General features: G+C 69.9%; 24 protein-coding genes. 4 read left to right on the top strand and 20 right to left on the bottom strand.

Annotated features, from left to right (window positions below; translation table 11 throughout):
* Positions 1–12 precede the first annotated feature (12 nt).
* Positions 13–687 (top strand): GAP family protein, encoded by a 675-nt coding sequence (locus ACTIE9_RS00155; protein WP_439563547.1) that lies wholly within the window; start codon positions 13–15, stop codon positions 685–687.
* Positions 688–735: 48 nt separating this feature from the next.
* Here the strand turns inward: ACTIE9_RS00155 and coaD are convergent, their stop codons facing one another.
* The 3 genes from coaD to ACTIE9_RS00140 are packed head-to-tail and all read right to left on the bottom strand — an operon-like array spanning position 736 to position 4164.
* The gene (gene coaD, locus ACTIE9_RS00150; RefSeq protein ID WP_439563546.1) at positions 736–1227 is read right to left on the bottom strand and encodes a pantetheine-phosphate adenylyltransferase; all 492 of its coding nucleotides are present in this window, start codon (positions 1225–1227) and stop codon (positions 736–738) included.
* Between the two features lie 23 nt (positions 1228–1250).
* The gene (locus tag ACTIE9_RS00145) at positions 1251–1943 is read right to left on the bottom strand and encodes an endonuclease/exonuclease/phosphatase family protein (protein WP_439563545.1); all 693 of its coding nucleotides are present in this window, start codon (positions 1941–1943) and stop codon (positions 1251–1253) included.
* Between the two features lie 37 nt (positions 1944–1980).
* Complete coding sequence (locus tag ACTIE9_RS00140) at positions 1981–4164, bottom strand: ATP-dependent DNA helicase RecG (RefSeq protein WP_439563544.1); 2184 nt, start codon at positions 4162–4164, stop codon at positions 1981–1983.
* 53 nt (positions 4165–4217) lie between these two features.
* On the opposite strand from ACTIE9_RS00140, the gene ACTIE9_RS00135 reads away from it, so the two are divergent.
* Positions 4218–4790 (top strand): RsmD family RNA methyltransferase, encoded by a 573-nt coding sequence (locus ACTIE9_RS00135; protein WP_439563543.1) that lies wholly within the window; start codon positions 4218–4220, stop codon positions 4788–4790.
* 113 nt (positions 4791–4903) lie between these two features.
* On the opposite strand, the gene thiL is transcribed toward ACTIE9_RS00135, so the two are convergent.
* Positions 4904–5962 (bottom strand): thiamine-phosphate kinase, encoded by a 1059-nt coding sequence (thiL, locus tag ACTIE9_RS00130; protein ID WP_439563542.1) that lies wholly within the window; start codon positions 5960–5962, stop codon positions 4904–4906.
* Positions 5963–6007: 45 nt separating this feature from the next.
* Here thiL and ACTIE9_RS00125 point away from each other — a divergent pair, with 45 nt between their 5' ends.
* Together ACTIE9_RS00125 and ACTIE9_RS00120 are read left to right on the top strand one after the other, a co-directional pair.
* The gene (locus tag ACTIE9_RS00125) at positions 6008–6550 is read left to right on the top strand and encodes a hypothetical protein (protein WP_439563541.1); all 543 of its coding nucleotides are present in this window, start codon (positions 6008–6010) and stop codon (positions 6548–6550) included.
* A gap of 50 nt (positions 6551–6600) precedes the next feature.
* Positions 6601–7137, top strand: a complete 537-nt coding sequence (locus ACTIE9_RS00120) for a DUF3515 family protein (RefSeq protein WP_439563540.1) — start codon at positions 6601–6603, stop codon at positions 7135–7137.
* 17 nt (positions 7138–7154) lie between these two features.
* Here ACTIE9_RS00120 and ACTIE9_RS00115 read toward each other — a convergent pair whose 3' ends face one another.
* The 16 genes from ACTIE9_RS00115 to ACTIE9_RS00040 all read right to left on the bottom strand — a co-directional run bounded on the left by ACTIE9_RS00115 (position 7155) and on the right by ACTIE9_RS00040 (position 21591).
* A complete protein-coding gene (locus tag ACTIE9_RS00115) occupies positions 7155–8303 on the bottom strand; it encodes a hypothetical protein (RefSeq protein ID WP_439563539.1) in 1149 nt (382 codons plus the stop codon).
* A 55-nt stretch (positions 8304–8358) separates the two neighbouring features.
* The gene (locus ACTIE9_RS00110; protein WP_439563538.1) at positions 8359–9957 is read right to left on the bottom strand and encodes a Mur ligase family protein; all 1599 of its coding nucleotides are present in this window, start codon (positions 9955–9957) and stop codon (positions 8359–8361) included.
* Positions 9954–10703 carry an alpha/beta fold hydrolase gene (locus ACTIE9_RS00105; protein ID WP_439563537.1) on the bottom strand — a complete coding sequence of 250 codons (750 nt, stop codon included), beginning with the start codon at positions 10701–10703 and terminating at the stop codon, positions 9954–9956. The genes ACTIE9_RS00110 and ACTIE9_RS00105 overlap by 4 nt, the downstream gene beginning before the upstream one ends.
* A 56-nt stretch (positions 10704–10759) precedes the next feature.
* On the bottom strand, positions 10760–11806 hold the full coding sequence (locus ACTIE9_RS00100; RefSeq protein WP_439563726.1) for an NAD(P)H-dependent glycerol-3-phosphate dehydrogenase: 1047 nt from the start codon (positions 11804–11806) through the stop codon (positions 10760–10762).
* 14 nt (positions 11807–11820) lie between these two features.
* Positions 11821–12564, bottom strand: coding sequence for a lysophospholipid acyltransferase family protein (locus tag ACTIE9_RS00095; protein WP_439563725.1), 744 nt, complete (start codon positions 12562–12564; stop codon positions 11821–11823).
* Positions 12565–12617: 53 nt separating this feature from the next.
* Positions 12618–13982: a UDP-N-acetylglucosamine 1-carboxyvinyltransferase gene (gene murA, locus ACTIE9_RS00090; protein WP_439563536.1), complete on the bottom strand. Its 1365-nt coding sequence runs from the start codon at positions 13980–13982 to the stop codon at positions 12618–12620.
* Between the two features lie 30 nt (positions 13983–14012).
* On the bottom strand, positions 14013–14609 hold the full coding sequence (gene leuD, locus ACTIE9_RS00085; RefSeq protein WP_439563535.1) for a 3-isopropylmalate dehydratase small subunit: 597 nt from the start codon (positions 14607–14609) through the stop codon (positions 14013–14015).
* 3 nt (positions 14610–14612) lie between these two features.
* The gene (gene leuC, locus ACTIE9_RS00080; protein ID WP_439563534.1) at positions 14613–16157 is read right to left on the bottom strand and encodes a 3-isopropylmalate dehydratase large subunit; all 1545 of its coding nucleotides are present in this window, start codon (positions 16155–16157) and stop codon (positions 14613–14615) included.
* 131 nt (positions 16158–16288) lie between these two features.
* Complete coding sequence (locus ACTIE9_RS00075) at positions 16289–16756, bottom strand: hypothetical protein (RefSeq protein WP_439563533.1); 468 nt, start codon at positions 16754–16756, stop codon at positions 16289–16291.
* Between the two features lie 139 nt (positions 16757–16895).
* Positions 16896–17513, bottom strand: a complete 618-nt coding sequence (locus ACTIE9_RS00070) for a hypothetical protein (RefSeq protein ID WP_439563532.1) — start codon at positions 17511–17513, stop codon at positions 16896–16898.
* A complete protein-coding gene (locus tag ACTIE9_RS00065; RefSeq protein ID WP_439563531.1) occupies positions 17510–17848 on the bottom strand; it encodes a hypothetical protein in 339 nt (112 codons plus the stop codon). The genes ACTIE9_RS00070 and ACTIE9_RS00065 overlap by 4 nt, the downstream gene beginning before the upstream one ends.
* A gap of 20 nt (positions 17849–17868) precedes the next feature.
* Entirely contained in the window at positions 17869–18396 is a 528-nt protein-coding gene (locus ACTIE9_RS00060) for a hypothetical protein (RefSeq protein ID WP_439563530.1), read from the bottom strand.
* Positions 18397–18719: 323 nt separating this feature from the next.
* On the bottom strand, positions 18720–19160 hold the full coding sequence (locus ACTIE9_RS00055; protein WP_439563529.1) for a hypothetical protein: 441 nt from the start codon (positions 19158–19160) through the stop codon (positions 18720–18722).
* Positions 19161–19265: 105 nt separating this feature from the next.
* Positions 19266–19919, bottom strand: coding sequence for a hypothetical protein (locus ACTIE9_RS00050; protein ID WP_439563528.1), 654 nt, complete (start codon positions 19917–19919; stop codon positions 19266–19268).
* A gap of 122 nt (positions 19920–20041) precedes the next feature.
* A complete protein-coding gene (locus tag ACTIE9_RS00045) occupies positions 20042–21136 on the bottom strand; it encodes a TerC family protein (RefSeq protein WP_439563527.1) in 1095 nt (364 codons plus the stop codon).
* A 68-nt stretch (positions 21137–21204) separates the two neighbouring features.
* On the bottom strand, positions 21205–21591 hold the full coding sequence (locus ACTIE9_RS00040; protein WP_439563526.1) for a hypothetical protein: 387 nt from the start codon (positions 21589–21591) through the stop codon (positions 21205–21207).
* Positions 21592–21702: the final 111 nt, after the last annotated feature.

Genomic DNA, 21702 nt, shown 5'->3' with positions numbered 1-21702 from the left:
CGCCCGCCCGCCATGCTCATCGTCATCGGCGAGACGCTGCCGCTGGCGGTTGCGATCGCGTTCAGCCCGCTCGGCATCGTCGCGGTGATCGTCATGCTGCTGTCGCGCTACCCCCGCGCGTCGAGCGCCAGCTTCGTCGTCGGCTGGGCGAGCGGCATCACCCTCGTCGCCATCGCGGGCTACGCGCTCGCGGCGCTGATGCCCGACGGGGGCGAGGATGCTCCGCGGCGCATCGCCGCTCCCCTCACGCTCATCGTGCTCGGCGTCATCAGCATCGCGCTCGCGGCGCGCCAGTGGCGAGCGCGCCCCGCCGCCGACGACGAGGTCGAGCTGCCGGCGTGGATGTCGCGCATCGACGGTCTCACCGCTCTGCGATCGTTCGCCTTCGGCGTGCTGCTGGCGGCGACGAAGCCCAAGAACATCATCCTGGCGTTCGGCTCCGGGGTCGCCGCAGCCGCCGCCGGTCTCGTCGGCGCCCAGGCGATCATCGTGCTCGGCGTGTTCCTCGCCGTCGCGTCGATCTCGATGAGCGCCCCCGTCATCGCCTACCTCATCGCGGGCGATCGCATCCGCGGCGCGCTCCTCGCGCTGCGCGAGTGGCTCGTGCGGCACAACTCGGCCATGCTCGGACTGATCCTGCTGCTGCTCGGGGTCGTGCTGGTCGGCAATGGCATCGCCGCGCTGTAGCCGCCGGGGCTCGCCCTCGACGCACGGCGCGAGGCGGAGCATCCCGCGTCAGTCGGAGTTCTGGCTCAGCAGGAACTCGGCGACCGCGCGCGGCACATAGGGGGCGACATCGCCGCCGAGCGCCGCCACCTGGCGCACGAGCGAGCTCGAGACGTGCGCGTGCGCCGGGTCGGTGAGCATGAAGACCGTCTCGATGCCGGCGAGGTTGCGGTTGACGATGGCCATCGGGGTCTCGTAGGCCACATCGACCTGGCTGCGCACGCCCTTGACGAGAACGGTTGCGCCGACGTCGGTGCAGTAGTCGACGAGCAGGCCGACGCTCCAACTGGTGACGAGGATGCTCGACGGAAGCGCGCGGTCGGCGATCGCCTGCTCGATGAGGGTGACGCGCTGCGCGATGGGCAGCATCGCCTGCTTGCTCGGGTTGTGCACGACGACGACGTGCACGGCATCGAAGATCGCGGCCGCACGCTCGATCACATCGAGGTGGCCGAGGGTGACGGGGTCGAACGACCCAGGAACGACAGCGATCCTGCTCATGGGCCCAGCCTACCGAGCGCGGGTCAGTGCGACGTGTCGGTCAGGGGTGCCGCGTAATCCGCCGTCACAAGGATGGGCAGGTGGTCGGACTGCCCCTGCGGGAGCGTCGTCACGCGGGTGATCGAGAGCCCGATCGACGTCGCGAAGTCGAAGTGCCCGCGGAAGAACTTGTAGCGCGTGTAGGTGCGCGCATCGCTCAGCGTCACCTCGTGGCCCGTCTCCTGCACGCTCGTCGACAGGTGGTCTTTGAAGATCGGGTAATTGAAGTCGCCCACCATGAGGGTCGGAAGGGTGGCCCCGAAGCTGTCGAGCGCGACGTGCGCGGCGCGGATCTGCGTGCGCCGCAGCGAGTTCAGGGCCGTCAGCGGTGCCGCGTGGAAGCAGCCGATGACCACCTCGCGGTCGTACTTCCGGTCGATGAGGTGAGTGCCGAGCAACCGCTCGTGCGCGGGCTTGGCGATGATGTCGTGCAACGAGCGCTTGAGCGCGAAGGCCTTCGTGCTGAGCGCCTCGAAGCGCTCGCGATCGTAGAAGATCGCAAGGCCCAGCCGATTCAGCCGCGTGGCGTCGGCGAGATGCAGCGACCCGATCTCGCGCGGCAGGTCGTCGGTGTCGACCTCCTGCAGGCAGAGCAGGTTGGGCCCGTGGGTCTCGACCAGCTGCTCCAGCTCTCCGCGGGCGGCGTGCTTGCGCAGGTTGTACGAGATGACTCTCATGGCCCCATCCTCCCCCGAGCGGCGCGCGGCACGCGAATCAGTTCTTGGCCAGGAAGTCGCGTTCGCGGTCGTCGAGACGACGCGCGAGAGCGGCCGTGAGGCCCGGATGCCCGCTCAGCGCCGGGTCGGCGTCGAGCACCCCGGCCGCGGCTTCGCGCGCATCGAGGATGAGGTCGCCGTCGGTGGCGACGCGCAGCAGCTTGAGGCTCGAGCGCCCGCCGCTCTGGTTCGCCCCGAGCACATCGCCCTCGCGCCGCAGCTCGAGGTCGACCTGCGCGAGCTCGAATCCGTCGAGCGTCGCGGCGACCGCCTCGACGCGTTCGCGCGCCAGGCCGCCCTGCTGCGCGGCGGTCACGAAGAGGCACAAGCCGGGCACGCCGCCGCGCCCCACGCGGCCGCGCAGCTGGTGCAGCTGGCTCACGCCGAAGCGGTCGGCGTCGGCCACGACCATGGTCGAGGCGTTGGGCACGTCGACGCCGACCTCGATGACGGTCGTCGCCACCAGCACGTCGATCTCGCCGCGCGCGAAGGCCTGCATCGTCGCGTCTTTCTCGTCGGTCGACATACGGCCGTGCAGCGGCTCGACCCGGCGCCCGGCGAGCGCGGGGTGCGATCGCAGCAGGGGCGTCAGCTCGGCGACGGTCGCGGGCGGGCGGGCCACCGCATCCGCGTCGTCGGCGGAGCCGTCGGTCGGATCGTCCGCGAGGGCATCGGGGTCGTCTTCGGGCGTCGCGGCGTCGATCGCGGGCACGACCACGAAGCCCTGCCGACCCTGCTCGAGCTCTTCTCCGAGGCGCGCCCACACGCGGTTCCACCACCCGGGCTTGTCGGCGAGGGGCACCACGTGGCTCACGATGGGGATTCGCCCGCTCGGCAGCATGGCGATCGTCGACACGTCGAGGTCGCCGAACACCGTCATGGCGACCGTGCGCGGAATCGGCGTCGCCGTGAGCACGAGCACGTGCGGCGGCACAGCGCCCTTGCGGCGCAGGCTCTCGCGCTGCTCGACGCCGAACCGATGTTGCTCATCGACGACGACGAGGCCGAGGTCGGCGAACTGCACGGTGTCGCCCAGGAGTGCGTGGGTGCCGATGACGATGCGGGATGCTCCGCTCGCGATCGCCAGCAGCGCCTTGCGCCGCTCGGCTTGGCTGAGCTGCCCGGTCAGCAGCACGGGTCGCAGGCGGGCCGCACGGTCAGGGCCAAGGGTCGCGACGATCGAGCGCAGATGCTGGGCGGCGAGCACCTCCGTCGGGGCGAGCAGGGCGCTCTGCCCCCCGCTCTCCGCCACGGTGAGCATCGCGCGCACGGCGACGAGGGTCTTGCCCGAGCCGACCTCGCCCTGCACGAGGCGGTTCATCGGCACATCGGCGGCGAGGTCTCGCGCGATCTCGTCGCCCACGAGACGCTGGTCGTCGGTGAGCTTCCACGGGAGCTCGGCGTCGAAGCCCTCCAGCTCGGCGCCCGGCAGCCGCGGGGTCGCGGGCTGCTCGCGCAGGGCGGCCCGCCGCTGCAGCAGGGCGGCCTGCAGCACGAAGGCCTCGTGGAAGCGCAGGGTGTCGCGCGCGCGGCGCCAGTGGCCGTCGTTCTCGGGCCGGTGGATGAACTGGTACGCCTGGCCGAGGTCGAGCAGCTCGCGCTCGACGCGCACCTCGTGCGGCACCGGGTCGTCGAGGGGCGGCAGGGTGTCGAGCACCACGCCGAGCGCCTTGGCGATCTGCCAACTCGCCACGGTCGACGTGGCCGGGTAGAGGGGGATGGGCTGCATCGCCCACTTCTTCGCTTCGGGGCCGCTGTCGCGCTCGTCGCCCGCATCGAAGAGCTCGTAGTCGGGGTGCGCGAGCTGCCGGGTGCCGCGGTACTCACCGACCTTGCCCGCGAAGATGCCCCGCACCCCGGGCGTCAGGTCGTTCTTGCGCCACGCCTGGTTGAAGAACGTGAGAACGAGGATGCCCTTGCCGTCGGTGATGCGCACCTCGAGGATCGAGCCCTTGCGTTCGCGCATCGTCCGCTCGACGACCTCGATGACCTCGGCCACGATCGTCACGCTCTCGCCGATGACGAGTTCGCTCAGGGCGGTGAGCTCGCCCCGCCGGGCGTAGCGCCGGGGATAGTGGGTCAGCAGGTCACCGACGGTGAGCATCCCGAACGCTTTCTTCAGCGCGTTCGCGCTGCGGTCGCCGAGCGTGCTGCTGAGCTTGGCGTCGAGCGGACTGGTCACGCGCTCAACGCTACTCGCGCCGCCCGACCGCCCCCGCGCAGTAGCGTGGAAGCGTGACACGCATCATCGCCGGGTTCGCGGGCTCGCTGACGCTGAAGGTGCCGAGCGCGGGCACCCGGCCCACGAGCGACCGCGTTCGCGAGGCGATCTTCAGCGCGCTCGAGGCCCGCGACGCGATCGAGGGGATGCGCGTGCTCGACCTCTACGCCGGCTCGGGGGCCCTCGCGCTCGAGGCCATCAGCCGCGGCGCGGCCTCGGCCGTGCTCGTCGAGAAGTCGTACGCGGCCGTGCAGGTGTGCAAGGCCAATGCCGCGCTGGTGTCGGGTCGGGCGGGGAAGGGCGCGAGGCCGAGCATCCAGATCATCGGCAAGCCCGCGACCTCGTACCTCTCGTCCGCGCTCGAGCAGTTCGATCTCGTCTTCATCGACCCGCCCTACGAGGTCGGCGGGCTCGAGCTCGACCACGTGCTCGAGGGGCTCGTGCCGCGATTGGCTGCGGATGCCGTGGTCGCGCTCGAGCGCTCGTCACGCACGCCGGTGCCCGCCTGGCCCGCCGGGCTCGCGCTCGACAAGGTGTCGCGCTACGGCGAGACGGCGGTCTACTGGCTCTCGCCAGGCGCGGGCTAGCCCGCCCCCGCACTCCATGCCCCGCTCACCGCATGTGTCGCCGTTGTCATGTGACAACAGCGACACATCGGCTGAGAGGCAATCGTCGCCCCACGCAGATGGCAAGGGCGACGTCAGCCGGCCTGCCCAGTCCACTCCGCGAACGGGTCCCAGCCGCCGCGCTCGTCGAACGGCCGCCCGTCGACGAGCAGCGCGGGCCCGTGACGGTCGGCCGCGACGACCCGGCCGATGATGCGGAAACCGCCGGGAAGAGCATCCACGGGCGGCGCGACATCGGGCGGGAAGGTCGCCAGCAGGGCGTGATCTTCTCCGCCGGTGAGCGCGAGCGACGCGGGCGCTGCCGGGTCGAGTCCGTGCGCGAGCGCGACCTCGCGCACCTGCTCACTCGAGAGGTCGAGGCTGACGCCGCTCGCGCGGGCGATGCGGCGCGCGTCGAGCGCGAGGCCATCGCTGAGGTCGAGCATGGCGGAGGCTCCGCCGAGGGCGGCGGCGACGCCGTCCGCGATCGGCGGGTGCGGCGTGAGCTGGGCGGCGAGCGGCACGGGATGCTCGGCGCGCAGCCGCACGGCAGCCGCAGCATCCGGAGCCCCCGTCGCATCGACCCCACGCTCGAACAGCAGACCGAGCCCCTCGGCGGCGAGCCCCAGCGAGCCGGAGACCGCGACCCAGTCGCCCGGCCGCGCGCCGGCGCGTGTCACGGGCTCGCGATCCTCGAGGTCGCCGAAGGCTGTGACGGCAATCGTCACGACCGAGGACACGCTCAGGTCGCCGCCCACGACCCCGCAACCGGGCGCGAGCGCCTCGCACGCGTCGCGCAGCCCGTCGGCGAGCGCCTCGAGCTCGGCCACGGGGGTCTCGGCAGGCGCGGCGAGCGCGACGACGAGCGCCGTGGGCCGAGCGCCCATCGCCGCGACATCGCTGAGGTTCGTCGCCGCGGCCTTGAAGCCGAGGTCGTGCATGGTCGACCACGCGGTGCGGAAGTCGGGGCCGTGAATCATCATGTCGGTCGTCACGACGTAGCGGCCGTCGGGCGCCGCGAGCACCGCGGCGTCGTCGCCCGGTCCCAGCACGGTCGACTCGCTGTCTGGCAGCAGCGGGATGATCCGCGCGAGTGCCGCGAGCTCGCCCACTGCGCCGAGCGTGTCGGCAGCGGGGCGCGGGGCGTCGGTCACCCCTCAACGGTAGTCGGGCTCGCTCGCCGCCAGTACTGTCGAGCCATGACCACTACCCCCGAGCCCGACGCCCCCGTGCCCCCGCCCGCCTCCCCCTACGGGCCGGCCGACGGAACGGTGGACGGCGTCACCGAGCTCTTCGGTGAGGCGGCCGCCCCCGCGCCGGAGCCCGCTGCCGCGCCCGTGGTGGCACCCGTGCCGGGCGACTCCGAGGCCGTCACCCGCGCCCGGCGCACGCTCAAGCGCCTCGCGATCGCGCTGCCGCTCGCCGGTCTCGTGCTCAGCATCGTCGCGATCGTTGTACAGGTCGTCACGGGCGGCGCCTTCGGCATCGACCCCGTGAGCGAGATCGCCGGGCTCACCATCACCTTCATCGGCCCCACGCTGCTCGTGCTCGGCCTGCACATGGTCGTCTGGCGGGCCATGGTGCGGCCGCTCTCGCGCATGACGCCCGGCAGCCGCACGGGCATGATCATCGGCGTCGGCGGGGTGCTCTCGTTCGTCAGCGTGATCCTCGTCTTCATCCTCGTCTTCGCCGGATTCATGATCGTCTCGCTGCTGTTCTCGGCGACCGACCAGGCGATGTAGGCGGCCGGCTCGAAGCCGACGCCAACCCGTGCCGCGATAGCGTGGTGACGATGTCCACACGCACCGCTCCCGCCCGCGCCCGCCGGGCATCCACCGCCCTGCTCGTGACGGGTGTGCTCGCGCTCGCGGGCTGCGCCGGCACCGTGCCGCTCGAGCCCGGGCCCGAGGCGAACGACCCCGAGTGCGCCGCGATCTCGGTGCGCGTGCCCGACACGATCGGCGAGCTCGCGCGCCGCACCACCAACGCGCAGGCGACGGCCGCGTGGGGCGACCCGGCCGCCGTCATCTACCGCTGCGGGCTTCCTGAGCAGGGGCCGAGCGACCTGCCGTGCTTCGACGTCGACGGCGTCGACTGGCTGCTCGACGAGTCGAACGCGCCGCGGTACGTCTTCACGACCTACGGTCGCACCCCCGTGACCGAAGTGATCGTCGACGTCACCTACGTGGCCGGAGCCGACGCCGTGCGCGCCCTCAGCCCCGCCGTCTCGGTCGTGGATGCTGATGCCCGGTGCCTCGCCGCCACCGACGTCTTCGGCGGCGGGTCGGTGAGCCCCACGGCCGAGCCCACCCCGACGCCGGCGCCCTAACGGCGCTGCGCCGAGGCCTAGGCGCGCGGGCCGTCGAGCCCGACGAGCTTGCCGGCGATGCCGCCCGCGGCCCGCAGCGCGGCCCCGCCGCCGAACCCGGCCTGCGGGAACACGACGCGGCGGTCGCGTGCCTCGGTGAGCGCGTCGAGCAGCACGGTTGCGGCCGGCTGCTGCGGAGCCCACAGGTAGAGCGAGAGGGCCCCGGGGATCGAGTTCACCTCGTTGACGAAGAGCTCGCCGGTCGCTTCGTCGAGCAGCAGGTCGACGCGCACGATGCTCGTGAGGCGCGTGACCTCGGCGACACGCTCGGCGAGCGCGCGGGCCTGCGCGTGCACGGCTTCGGGCACATCGGCCGGAAACTCGCGCGGTGCGCTCATGAAGCCCGCCTCGGCTCCAGCGCCGCCGGCCAGGTACTTCTCGGCGTACGAGTAGAGCGCGCTGCCCTTCTCCCCGCGCAGCGGCTTCTCGAGCTGCGTGATCTCGAGGCTCGGGTACGTGCGGAAAGCGATGTTGAGGTCGACGAGCTCGGGGCGGTACGGCTCGACGACCGCACCCGTGCGCAGGTGAACGCTCGTGGCGGCGAGCGCGCGCGCAGCATCCACGTCGTCGGCGATCTCGATGCCGATCGACGAGCCGCCGAAGCGCGGCTTGACGATGTACGGGCCCGCGAACGACGGCTCGACGAGCGTCGACACGGCCTCGCGCGGCAGCGACGGGATGCCCGCCGCGTGCATGAGGCCGCCGAACGCGAGCTTGTCCATGCCGACCGCGCCCGCGAAGAGGGTGGAGCCGGTTGCGGGGATTCCCATGAGCGAGAGCACCGCGGCCGCACCGCCGCCCTCGCCGACACCGCCGTGCAGGCACAGCAGGGCCGCCTCGATCTCGAGGCGCTCAGCACCGAACTTCTTGCGTCGGTAGAGGCCCGGCTCGCCTGAGACACGGGCTTCGAGCACGACCGAGTCGCGCGGGGCGCCCTCGAGGTAGTCCTTCGCCTCCGTGGCGTCGGGAACGCGGAACCACTCCCCCGTCGGCGACCAGTAGATCGGCACAACGCTGTGGCCGGCAGCGGTCAGCACGCGCTCGGCCTGCAGGCCCGTGAGGATCGAGATCTCGTGCTCGGGGCTCGGTCCGCCGAAGACGACGGCCCAGGGGGCGGTACCCGCCATGGTCACCTCAGTTGCTCGTGGGCCGCGGAAGACAGGCTTCTGCCCACGCGGCCGATCAGGGGTAGTGGTCGGGCAGATCGTTCTCGTAGAGGATAACGCCCCGGTCACCCGCCGCCTCGACCGCGCGCGCGACGGCGGCCTCGCGCCGGTCGACCGCGATGGCCCCCGGCGCCTCGCTCGTGGCCGTGCTCGCGTAGCCCGCGAGGAGCGCGGCCCGGTTGGTGCGCGCGACCGCGAAGAGCAGTCCGTTCGCCGCGCCGATGGCCGCCCCGAACGCCCGGTTGCGCTCGACCTGCACCGGCCCGAGCTCGACCATGCCGGGTGTGACGACCACGAGCGGCCCGCCGCGCTCGGCGGCGAGGGATGCCGCGCCCTCGAGGGCGCGGAGCGAGCCGACGGGGTTCGCGTTGTAGGTGTCGTCGATCACGAGCGCGCCACTGGGAGCCTGCTGCACCTCGGCGCGATGCTGCGAGCCCGGCAGATCACCCAGGCGGGCCGCGATCGTGGCGACCGGAACATCCGCCGCCAGGGCGATGCCCGCGGCGACAGCGACGTTGACGGCGTGACCCGTGCCCGAGACGGTCACCGGCACGGGCTCGGCGCCGCGCCCGATGACGATCGTGCTCGGCGCGCCGTCGTGACCGGGGTCGAGCACGACGTCGGCGTCGGCCCCCGCGACGCAGCTGACCGTGACGACGCGCTTGCCCTGGGCCACGCACCGCTCGGCATGCCCGGCCAGCCGCGGGTCGTCGATCGGCAGCACGACCGTGCGGGCGCGCTCGGTGATCTCGGCCTTGGCGCGGAAGATGACGTCGGTCGAGCGCATGCGTTGCAGGTGCGCTTCGCCGATGACGGTGATGGCCGCGATGTCGGGCGGGAAGAACGTCGAGAGCTCGCGGATCTCACCCGCACCGAAGATGCCCATCTCGGCCACGAACACCTCGGTGCCGGGCACGAGCTTGTCGTTGACGGCGCGCGACAGCCCGAGACGATTGTTGAAGGATGCGGGGCTCGCGACGGTCGTGTAGGTCGCGCTCAGCAGGTGGGCCACATAGTTCTTCGTGCTCGTCTTGCCGTACGACCCGGTGATGGCGATGACGCGCGGGCGCACCTGCGCGAGACGCTTCTGCGCGGCGACCACGAACCTCTTCGAGCCCGCCTTCTCGATGGGTGCCATGATCGCAAGCGCCAGGTCGGTCAGCGGGGCGCTCAGCAGCAGCACGAGGGCGGGCGCCGCGGCGGCGCCATAGTCGAGCACCCAGACCAGCACGATCGTCGCGCCGACGTGCAGCGTGATCCAGCAGACCATCAGCCGCTTCAGCCGGTCAGTGAGGGCGAGCTTCGCCGAGCGGCCGCGCACCGGCAGGCCGAGCGGCAGGAGCGCGATGACCACGATGGCGACGAGCGCCCAGTAGGGCCCCAACGGGGGCACGCCGCTGAGCACGGCCGCGGTGGTCGCGCCGATCGCGACGACGAGCAGTGCCGCCGTCAGCGGCTCGCGCGTCACCCACAGCCAGCCCATGCGCGTCGTCCAGCCGGGCACGTAGTGCTCGCGCTGCGCGACCCGCAGCCAGCGGGCCGCGATCGGCACCGCCGCGAGCAGCCCGAGGACGAGCGCCACGAGCGTGGGCGGGTACCGGAGGAGGTCGATCATGCGGTGCGGTTCCGTTCGTCGAGAAGGCCGAGCAGCTCTTCGCGCACGGCGAGCTCGAGATCGCCCTCGAGCAGGTGGCCCGTGCCGGGCACCACGCGGAACGGGGCTCCGGCCCGTTCAGCGGCCACGCGGCCCGCGTCGGTCGGCGCCGCCGTGTCATGCTCGCCCCACACGAAGCGCATCGGCAGCGTCGAGCCGGCGAGCGCCGCCAGGTCGTCGTCGTAGGTCTCGTTGACGGCGCGCACCATGATGCCGCGCAGCACCCCCTGGGCGGCGCGGTAGTCGGCGGAGCCGCGCTGGTCGCGGAGGGCATCCATGCGGGCGTCGCTGAGCAGGCCCCGACGGTTCGCCCACCGCGCGATGCGGTAGCCGAGCGGCGGTGTGGCGGGGGCGTGCAGCTTCACGAGGGGCACCCCCGTGAGCACGAGGCCCGCGACGAGCTCGGGGCGCGCGGCAGCGAGGCGCACGGCGACACGACCGCCGAACGAGTGGCCGACGACCGCCACGGGAGCGAAGGCCGCGATCGCCTCCGCGACGAGCTCGGCGTAGTCCTCGGTGCCCCACACCGTCTCCGGAGCGGGAGCCGGACCGAAACCGGGAAGGTGGATGCTCACGGCATCGAGCCCCGACAGGATCGTCGAGAAGTCGCCGCCATCGCGGCCCCACCCGTGCAGAGCGACGACCCGCGGAGGGGTCGCGCCGTGCTTCTCGGCCAGCACACGGCCGCCGGCGAGAGAGGTGATCACGCCTGTAAGCCTACCGAGCGCGTCGCGTCACTCCGCCTGCGGCTCGACGGCGTCCGCTACTCCGCCTGCGGCTCGTCCGAGTCGGTCGCGAGGTGCGGGGCGAGCTCGCGCGGGTCGAGAGTGCCCTCGAGCACGCGCGCGACCTGGGCGACGATCGGCATCGAGACGCCCTTCGTGGCGGCGAGCTCGAGAATGGGTCCGACCGAGGCGAGGCCCTCGGCCGTCTGGTTCATCTGCGCGATGACCTGCTCGAAGCCATAGCCCTGCCCGAGCAGCCGGCCGGCCGTGTTGTTGCGCGACAGCGGCGACTCGCACGTCGCGATCAGGTCGCCGAGGCCGGCGAGGCCGATCATCGTCTCGGGCCGCGCGCCGAAGGCGACGGCGAACGCGCTGAGCTCGACGAGGCCGCGCGTGATGATCGAGGCCTTGGTGTTCTCGCCGTAGCCCACCCCGTCGGCGATGCCGACGGCGACGGCGATGAGGTTCTTGAGCACGCCGCCGAACTCGGTGCCGATGACGTCGGTGTTGACGAACGAGCGGAAGTAGTCGTTCGAGGCCACCGTGGCCACCGCGACGGCGGTGTCGTGGCTCGCGCTCGCGACGACCGCCGCCGTCGGCTCGCGCTTCGCGATCTCGAGCGCGAGGTTGGGGCCGCTCACCGCGGCGATGCGGTCACGGTCGACACCGAGCTCTTGCTCGATGACCTCGCTCATGCGCAGCCCGGTGCCGCGCTCGACACCCTTCATGAGGCTCACGACGGGCACGTCGGGCGGCAGGATGTCGCGGATCGAGGCGAGGTTGCTGCGCAGGCTCTGGCTCGGCACCGACAGGTACACCTGCTCAGCCCCCGCGAGCACGTGCTCGAGCGAGTCGTGGCCGCGCAGGTTCGGCGGCAGGTTGATGCCCGGCAGATAGCCCGAGTTGCGGTGCGTCTCCGTGATCTCGTGGGCCACCTCACGGCGCCGCGCCCAGATGAGCACGTCGGCGCCGCCGTCGGCGAGCACCTTGGCGAACGTCGTGCCCCACGACCCGGCACCGAGCACCGCGACGCGAGGAGCGTCGCTCTCGACGACGGGCGAGGGCAGGCGCACCGCCTCGGTCAGCGGCGGATGCTCGCTCACAGCCGCCCGGTCTCGCTCTGGCCGTGCTTCACCGGGTCCCAGCGCTCGGCCGGGGGCGTCTCACCCCGGAGGTCGCCGAGCAGGCCGGCGATCGCCGCCATGACGCGCTCGGTGCCCTCGGTGAGCGTCGCCTGGTCGAGCGGGCGCCCGGCGAGATCGCTCAGGTCGACGGGGTCGCCGATCTTGCAGTAGATCGTCTTGCGGGGGAAGAAGCTGATCTTCTTCGAGTAGCGCGCCATGATCTGCTGGGTGCCCCAGTGCGCGGCGGGGATGATCGGCACACCGGCCTGCAGGGCCATGCGCACGGCGCCGCTCTTGCCGCGCATGGGCCACAGGTCGGGGTCGCGCGTGAGGCTGCCCTCGGGGTAGATGATGACGGCGAGTTCGTTGTCGACGAGCTGCTGGGCGGCCTTGAGCGGGGCATCCGACCGCCCCCGGCCCTCGCGTTCGACGGGAATCTGGCCCGACCAGCGCAGCACGGCGCCGAGAACGGGCACACGGAATACGCTCGCCTTGGCGAGGAACCGCGGCACCCGCCCGAGCTTCCACATGAAGCGCCCCATGATGACCGGGTCGATCTCGCTGTAGTGGTTCGGGGCGAGGATGAACGCGCCGGTCTTCGGCAGCTTCTCACCGTCGATCACCGGATACCGGGCCATCATCGTGAGCAGCGGCAGGCACAGTGCGGCGATCGCGTGCCACAGCAGGGTCTTCTCGCGGCGGCGCTTCGTCGGCTTCATTGCGGTGTCGGGCACGTGCTCCAGGGTAGTGCGATGGCGCGCGGCCGACGACCCTAGACGAGCTCGAAGTCGGCGCCGAGCGCCGTGAGCTTGTCGATGAACAGCTCGTAGCCGCGGCTGATGATGCCGACGTTGCTGATGGTCGACGTGCCCGTCGCGGCGAGACCGGCGATGAGGTGGCTGAAGCCGCCGCGCAGGTCGGGCACGCGAACGGATGCGCCGTGCAGCGGCGTGGGGCCCGTGATGACGGCGGCCTGCTCGAGCGGGCGGCGCGGCACGCGGCGCGTGATCGAGGCGAGCCCCGACTGGTGCACGACGATGTGGGCACCCATCTCGTTGAGCGCCTCGGTGAACCCGAAACGGTTCTCGTACACGGTCTCGTGCACGACTGATTCGCCCTCGGCCTGCGTGAGCGCGACGATGAGCGGCTGCTGCCAGTCGGTCATGAAGCCGGGGTGCACGTCGGTCTCGATCATCACGGGCTTGAGCGGGGTGCCCGGGTGCCAGAAGCGGATGCCGTCCTCCAGCACATCGAACTCGCCGCCGACCTTCCGATACACGTTGAGGAACGTCATGAGCTCTTGCTGCGTTGCCCCGCCGACGGTGATGTCGCCCTTCGTCGCGAGCGCCGCGGCCGCCCAGCTCGCGGCCTCGTTGCGGTCGACGATCGCCGTGTGCTGGTAGCCGCGCAGGGTCTCGACGCCCTCGATGACGATCACGCGGTTGGGCTCGACCGAGATGATCGCACCCATCTTCTGCAGGATCGCGATGAGATCCATGATCTCGGGCTCGATGGCGGCGTTCTTGAGCTCGGTCGTGCCTTCGGCGCGCACGGCCGTCAGCAGCACCTGCTCGGTCGCGCCGACGCTCGGGAACGGCAGCTCGATGAGAGCGCCCTTGAGCTTCTTGGGCGCCGTGAGGTGGATGCCCTCGTGCTTCTTGTCGACGATCGCCCCGAAGGCGCGCAGCGCGTTGAGGTGGAAGTCGATCGGCCGGTCGCCGATGCGGCACCCGCCGAGGTCGGGGATGAAGGCCTCGCCGAGCTGATGCAGCAGCGGCCCGCAGAACAGGATCGGGATGCGGCTCGATCCGGCGTGCGCATCGATTTCCGCGAAGTGCGCGCTGACGACATTGCTCGGGTCGAGCCGCAGAACACCCTCGCCCTCGCTCGTGATCTCGACCCCGTGCGCGCGCAGCAGACCGCTCACGACGTGCACGTCACTGATCTCGGGAACGCCCTTGAGCACGCTCGGAGTCTCGGCCAGCAGCGAGGCGACCATCGCCTTGGTCACGAGGTTCTTGGCCCCGCGCACCTCGATGCGACCGTGCAACGGCTTGCCGCCGTGGATGACGATCGTGTCGGAGGTGAGACCGACGCGTGCGGCAGCCTTCTGCGAGTCTTTCGAGAGCGAGTTCATGTGACCTCAGGTGGTGGTGTCGGTCGGCCCTCAGCGGGCGGGAAGGGTGGTGGGCCGCCAGCTCTCGCGGCGGGCCTCGAAGTCGGTGATCGCCTGCTCGTCGCGCAGGGTCAGACCGATGTCGTCGAGCCCCTCGAGCAGACGCCAGCGCGTGTAGTCGTCAATCTCGAACGGCACGGTGATATTCCCCACCGTCACGGTGCGCTCGACCAGGTCGACCGTCGCCTCCATGCCGGGATTCGCCTCGAGCTCGGCCCAGAGCCGCTCGACCGTGGGCTCGTCGACGACCCCGACGAGCAGGCCCTGCTTGCCCGCGTTGCCGCGGAAGATGTCGGCGAACTTCGGGCTGATGACGGCGGCGAAGCCGAAGTCGCGCAGCGCCCACACGGCGTGCTCGCGGCTGGAGCCCGTGCCGAAGTCGGGGCCCGCGATGAGGATGCGCGGGTTCGCGTACTCGGGGCGGTTGAGGATGAACTCGGGGTCTTGCCGCCACGCCGAGAACAGCGCGTCGTCGTAGCCCGTCTTCGTGACCCGCTTGAGGAACACCGCGGGGATGATCTGATCGGTGTCGACGTTGCTGCGGCGGAACGGCACCGCGACGCCCGTGATCGTGCTGACCTTCTCCATGATCTAGCGCGCACCTTCCTGAAGGCGGAGACCATTTCTGGTCTCCGCTGGGGTGCCAGCGCCGACGGCCGTCTCGGCCGTCGGGAACCGTGCGAATCGATCATCGACCTCGATGCCGTCGGCGATGAGGTCGCTCACGCTCGAGAGCGTGCCGCGAATGGCCGTGGATGCGGCGACGAGCGGGCTCACGAGGTGCGTGCGCCCGCCCTTGCCCTGGCGGCCCTCGAAGTTGCGGTTGCTCGTCGAGGCGCAGCGTTGGCCTGGCTCGAGCTGGTCGGGGTTCATGCCCAGGCACATCGAGCATCCCGCAAAGCGCCATTCCGCACCGAAGGCCTCGACGATCTTGTCGATGCCCTCGGCCTCGGCCTCGAGGCGCACGCGCGCCGAGCCGGGCACGACGATCACCTGCACGCCCTCGGCCTTCTTCTGCCCCGTGATGATCGAGGCGAAGGCGCGCAGGTCGTCGAGCCGGCTGTTGGTGCACGAGCCCATGAACACGACGTCGACGGGGATCTGCTTCATCGGCGTGCCCGGCGTCAGGTCCATGTACTCGAGCGCGCGCTCGGCCGCCGCCCGCTCGTTCGCGTCGATGATCGTCGCGGGGTCGGGCACCGACTGGCTGAGCGAGATGCCCTGACCGGGGTTCGTGCCCCACGTGACGAAGGGCTCGAGCTCGTTGGCGTCGAGGAAGACCTCGGCGTCGAAGACGGCGTCGTCATCGGTCGCGAGGGTGTTCCAGTAGGCGACCGCGGCATCCCAGTCGGCCCCCTGCGGCGCGTGCGGGCGCCCCTTCAGGTAGGCGTAGGTCGTCTCATCGGGGGCGACCATGCCGGCGCGCGCACCCGCCTCGATCGACATGTTGCAGATCGTCATGCGGCCATCCATCGACAGCGACCGGATGGCCGACCCGCGGTATTCGAGCACATAGCCCTGGCCGCCGCCCGTGCCGATCTTCGCGATGACGGCGAGGATGATGTCTTTCGCGGTGACGCCCGGCTTGAGCTCGCCCTCGACCGTGATGGCCATGGTCTTGAACGGCTGCAGGGGCAGCGTCTGCGTGGCGAGCACGTGCTCCACCTCGCTCGTGCCGATGCCGAAGGCCATGGCGCCGAACGCGCCGTGCGTGCTCGTGTGCGAGTCGCCGCACACGACCGTGATGCCCGGCTGGGTGAGCCCAAGCTGCGGACCGACGACGTGCACGATGCCCTGCTCGATGTCGCCGAGCGAGTGCAGGCGGATGCCGAACTCTGTCGCATTGGCGCGCAGCGTCTCGATCTGCTTGCGGCTCGTCGGCTCGGCGATGGGCTTGTCGATCGCGAGGGTCGGGGTGTTGTGGTCTTCCGTCGCGATCGTCAGATCGGGCCGGCGCACCGGGCGACCCGCCATGCGCAGGCCGTCGAAGGCCTGCGGGCTCGTGACCTCGTGCACGAGGTGCAGGTCGATGTAGAGCAGATCGGGCTCGCCGTTCTCGCCCTTGGCGACGAGATGGGCATCCCAGACCTTCTCGGCCAGGGTGCGGGGGCGGTGCTCGGCGGAATCGTTCGTCATGGGGAAATCACCCTTCTTACAAGGAATGCGAAGCGGCCGCGTCGGAACTCCGCGACGAGGATGCGACCTGGGGTGATCAGGACTCGTCGCGGCGACGAAGAAGGAACCGCTCGCTCTGCATGCCCCTCAGGCTACCACCGGGTCTGAGGCGGTTCGGCGCCCGCGGTGAGTGGCGGGATCACTGAGGTGGCGGTCATGATCGACGCGCGGCGTCGACACAGTCCGGCCCGCAAGACGGGAATCCAGAGCATCGCGACGACCACGAGCAGGGTGATGGCGACTACCAGTCCATCGGGTCCGCTCGCGGAGGATGGCAGGAAGACGGCCGCAGCAGCGACGCCCGCGATCCAGATGAATCCGATCACGGTTCCCAGGACGATCAGCGGAGTGGATGGCTCGGCTGCAAGCCGCGCTTGCTCTGCCCGAGCGCGTTGGTCGGCCGACCATCGAGCTCGGTACTCGCGCCACGGACCGACAGCGCGAACGCCCCGCCCGATGCACAACGCGGCGATCAGCCCCGCCATGATCGGCAGGATCGCGATGAAGCCCCACGACCGCTGACCAGAGAAGTCGGCATCGACGATGCGTGAGAGATTCATCGCGAACGTGATGCATCCGAGAACGCACACCGCTGCCCACCCTGTGGCCCACCAGAACAGCGATGCGGGGGTCGGCGGAGCTGTCGGAAGAGCAGATGGTGAGTCGTGCAGGGGATGCTCGTGAGCACTCATGTGAGCATCAGTCCTTCAGTCGCAGGCCAACAGGAATGGCTTCGCCCGCGTTCTGGAACGACGAGCGCAGCGCGAACCACGGTCTCACCCGACGGGCATGCTGCACGATAATGACCGTCCCGCCGACGGCGAGAAGCCCGAACAGCGGCGCGTAGACCCAAGTGACGTCATCGCCCGGCGCGCGCATCGGTCCGACGCTCGTGAGCAGACCGAGCGTGACGGCGAAGACGAGGATCACCACGCCGACAACGATCATCGGCACAGGATTCCTGGTCGTGCCCGGGCGCGTGAAATAGGGGCGTTGGTCGAGCGGGAGGCGTCCGGCCGTCGGGATGCCGAGCCGGAGCCGGGCGGCCTCGACACGGAAGTAGTCATGGATCACCCGGATCTCGTCAGGGCCGAAGCCCTCGAGTCGGGCACCGCCTGATCCTCGATTCGGATCGCGGTAGTCGAACTCGCCAGGTTGCTCGGTCACGCTCGCGCCGAGCCGCACGAGGGCGTCGATCGCGAGCGAGGTCCGTGGCAGGTTCACCGTGGCGACGATCGGCTTCCGGTACCGCTCCGGAGCAGCCTGGCCGTGGAGGTCGAGCTTCTGCTCGATCAGGATGGCCGCATCGTGTGTCATCGTTCTCCCCCGTCGATCCGCTCTCCGTAGTCGAGCACGGCTGCCGTCGCCGATGCATTCGTCGTGCGCGACGTTCGCGCCGCAGCTCGCGCTACGTCGCGCTGCTCGTCCGTCGTCGACCGCACATAGTGCCGCCGCTGCACCCACTTCATGACAGCGAAAGAGGAGGCCAGCAGTGCGATGACCCCGAGGAGGACGAGGAACACCCATCCGCGAGCACTGATCGCTTCTCCGGCGGCGGCGATCGTAGCCATCGAGGAGGCGATGTACCCCGCGATCATGAGCGCGACCACAGCGACGATCGTCGGCACAATCGGCCGGGGAACGTGCATCATTCGGACATCCTTTCCGCGCATCAGTACTCGCCCCCGCGCCGCAGGCCGCCCTCGAGGAGGAAGCAGGGAGATGCCGCATCCACCCAGAATTCTGATCCGCCCTCGTAGAAGCCGACGGTGAAGCGGCTGCCGTCGTCGTGTCTGAGCGTGACCTGGGGTAGACCATTCGCCGACGTTCCGACCGCTGCGGTCCACCCGTCCCGATCATCCCATCGAGTCGAGATGGTGTCGATGACCGATGAGCGGTCCACGTTTCCGACGATCGCTATGCGGGTGATACCCGGCCACTGGAAGGTGTCGTGCTCCTCGCAGTAGTAGAGGGAACGAGACGTCTCGAGCCGCACGATCGGACCAGTGTTCGCGGCGGGGAACTGCGCGGCGATCTCGTCTTGCCGTTCGAGCGTGATCGCCTTCGCCTCGTCGAGGGTCAGCGTCGTGCTCGATGTCAGCGGGTTCTCATCGGGTGCCGAGGCAGGCGGCAACGGGCTGCATCCCGCAAGGAACAGCGACGCTGCGGCCAGTGGGAGGGTCAGTCGTCTGGTGAGCATCTTCTTCCGCCGGAACTGTGATCGCCACGACTCGTCGCGCGCCCTCCGTTCGGAGGATTCCTCTAGTGTTCCACGTCGGGCGGCGGGCTGTCACGGCGAAAGGGGTGGAGTCGACCACGCCGCATGTTCGCTATCGCCCGAATGTGGCGGTCGATTCGGTCACGAGAACCACGAGACCGATCGCGGAGACGAGAGCCCCCGCACCTGCCCACGCCAGAAGCGCCATGGGCGCAGGAGGCGTTGTGGGACTTCTTGCCGCGTCGCCAGACGCGAACATACGTCCACCCGAGCGACGAGGGTTGACGAGTGTGGTGAGCCAATGCTCAGTACTGCTGGCCGATGCGCGACTCGAAGCCGAGATCGAAGCACGGCGAGAAAGAGGAGATCTGAAACACCGTTCCGTCGACCTTGTCGAATCCGAAGAAGTGCCCCCGCGCATCGTCACGATGCCGCACCTCGGTTCTGAAGTGCCCGTCGTCGCCGAGGGACGTCACGACCCAGTCAGGTTCCGACTCGAAATCAGCAATTATCGCGGCCGTGACCGCGGCCAGGTCGATGCCCGGCCTGAGTTCGACCCGAGCCGCTCCAGGCCAGACATACCCGTCGCCGCAGCTGAGCAGCGTCGCTTCTTGCCCGATCTCGCTGTCGATGATCATGTCGTCGGGAAGGTGCGAGAGGATCCGCTGCTGGTCGGCGAAGACTGCACTCTTGGCCGATTCCAGAGACTCGCCAGTCGTGACCTGGTCGTCGAGCGACGACGTCATGTGCTCGTTCTGAAGGGAGCACGCCGACATGACGAGCACGCAGGCGATCATCGCGACAGCTGCCCATCGTCCGCGGCCCCATGCCCGCTGATTACCGATCACAGGTCAGTTCCAGAACTTCAGGGCGTCGGGAAGGTCTGCACCACGATCTCGCGCTTCGCGACGAGCCTTCATCCACCACGACACCCGACGCGCGCCGCTCACGATGAGCGTCAGCGACACGCCTCCGAGAGCCGCTGCGACAACGACTGCCACGATCGAGCCCGCCCCGCCATCGGGGTCGTTGAGAGCGCTTGCCAGCACCCATATCGAGAGGGTGAGACAGACGACCCCGAACACTGCTCGCGTGAACGGATTCGTCGAGCGATTCACCAACGAGTTTCCGAACGAGAGAACCTCGCGGCGGCCTGGTTCTGACACGCCGATAGCGGCAGAGATGTCGACGGTGCGAATCGCCTGCTGTATCTCCCCCGCCTCGATGGGGCGGAAGCCCTCCAGAGTCACTTCGCCCGTTCGTCCATCGGCATCGCGGTACGCGAACGTGCCGGCGCGAGAGGTCTCCCGGGGCGAGAGGGGGCGCAGAATATCCATGGTCGTTTCCGTCACAGACCGCAGGCCCTCGAACGGCACCTCGACTGTGCGTGGCTCACCCGGTTGGCCCCGCTCATCGTGTGGGGTGAAGCGCAGACGACCTCCCACCCGATCAGTCGGCACGGTGAACTCGATCCACACCCGCATGCCCGAGATCGCGACGACCACACGCTGGCGGCTGCGAGGGACGGGGCGTTGCGCACACTCCCTGAAGCATGCCGTCAACCTTGCCACATTTGTGCGGATTCCTCACCCTGACTAGGGCGACCTGCGCTGCGGCGATGGGCCGTTCAGGGGCCGGGATCGGCCTTGGCCCCCGAGGTCGCGCTGCGGGTGGCCTCGGCGGGAGCATCCGCAGCATCGTCGTCGTCATCGTCGGCCGAGAGCGCGAGGGCCGTCGGGAGGTAGCGGTGCTCGATGCGCAGCTTGATGAGGCTCGCGGCGACCGCGAGCGCCATGGCCCCGATGATGACCCCGAGCGAGGTCCAGGTGTCGATGTCGGGAACCCACTCGATCGGCTGCCCGCCGTTGATGAACGGCAGCTCGTTCTCGTGCATGGCGTGGAAGACGAGCTTCACGCCGATGAACGCGAGGATGAAGGCGATGCCGTACTTGAGGTACTCGAGCTTGTCGACCAGGTGGCCGAGCAGGAAGTACAGCTGGCGCAGACCCATGAGCGCGAAGACGTTGGCCGTGAAGACGATGAACGGGCTCTGCGTGATGCCGAAGATCGCCGGGATCGAGTCGAGAGCGAAGATGAGGTCGGTCGTGCCGATGGCGATGAGCACGATGAGCAGCGGGGTCCAGACCTTGCGGCCGTCGACCACCGTGCGCATCTTCATGCCGTGGTAGTCGTCGGTGATCGCGATGCGCTTGCGCAGGAAACGGATGAGGGCGTTCTCGCGCGCTTCGTCGTCCTCGCGCCCGGAGAACGCCTGCTGGGCGGCCGTGATGAGCAGGAACAGGCCGAAGATGTAGAAGATCCAGCTGAAGTTCTCGATCAGGGTGGCGCCGAGCAGGATGAAAATGCCACGGAACAGCAGGGCCAGGATGATGCCGATCATCAGCACCTCCTGCTGCATCTTCTTGGGCACCGCGAACTGGGCCATGATGATGACGAAGACGAAGAGGTTGTCGATCGAGAGGCTGTACTCGGTGAGCCAGCCCGCGAAGAACTCGCCGCCTGCGTCGGGGCCCGCGACGGCGAACATGAGGCCGCCGAAGATGATGGCGAGCACGACGTAGAACCCCACCCAGAGCGCCGACTCTCTCGGGCTCGGCACGTGGGGGCGTCGCACGACCAGCAGCAGGTCGAAGATCAGGATGAGGCTCAGCACGATGAACGAGCTGATCTCGAACCAGACGGGGATGACGAAGTCGCTCACAGCGGCCTTTCGATGGAGGTCTCAGCGGCCCAGACTACCGCCCGCCCCTGATCACTCCGTCTCGATCGTCAGTTCTTTTCGATCGTCAGGGTCCAGGTGAACTCGCCCTGCTCGCCCTCGAGGTCGATTGAGGTCGCATCGCGCGTGTAGGGGCCGGTGAGCGTCGCGACGCCCGACTCGAACGCGATGCCGATGACGATGACGCCGTTCTCGACCTTCCACACGTCGCTGTCGTCATCGTACTCGCCCTCGTTGAAGGTCAGCCCGACGCCGCCGCCCTCCTGGAACTCGAAGCCCCAGTCGTCGCCGTCGGAGTCGGTGCCCGACCAGGTGGTGCCCACGAGCTCCTCGCCCGTCGAGGGGTTGAGCACCTCGGAGATCTGAGCGCACCCGGTCGTGCCGGCGACGAGGGCGAGCGCGAGGGCGGCAGTGGCGAGGATGCGCAGTCGAGTCATGCGCACAGCGTACCGATTCGAGGAAAAGGGGCCCGCCTCGCGCGTTAACGAACGAGACCGCCCGGAGAAGTCCGGGCGGTCTCGGTTGTGACCCCAGCGGGATTCGAACCC

The sequence above is a fragment of the Microcella sp. genome (genome assembly GCF_051860105.1).
In the GTDB taxonomy this organism is placed as follows: domain Bacteria; phylum Actinomycetota; class Actinomycetes; order Actinomycetales; family Microbacteriaceae; genus Microcella.
This window is presented reverse-complemented; position numbering and strand designations above follow the sequence as displayed.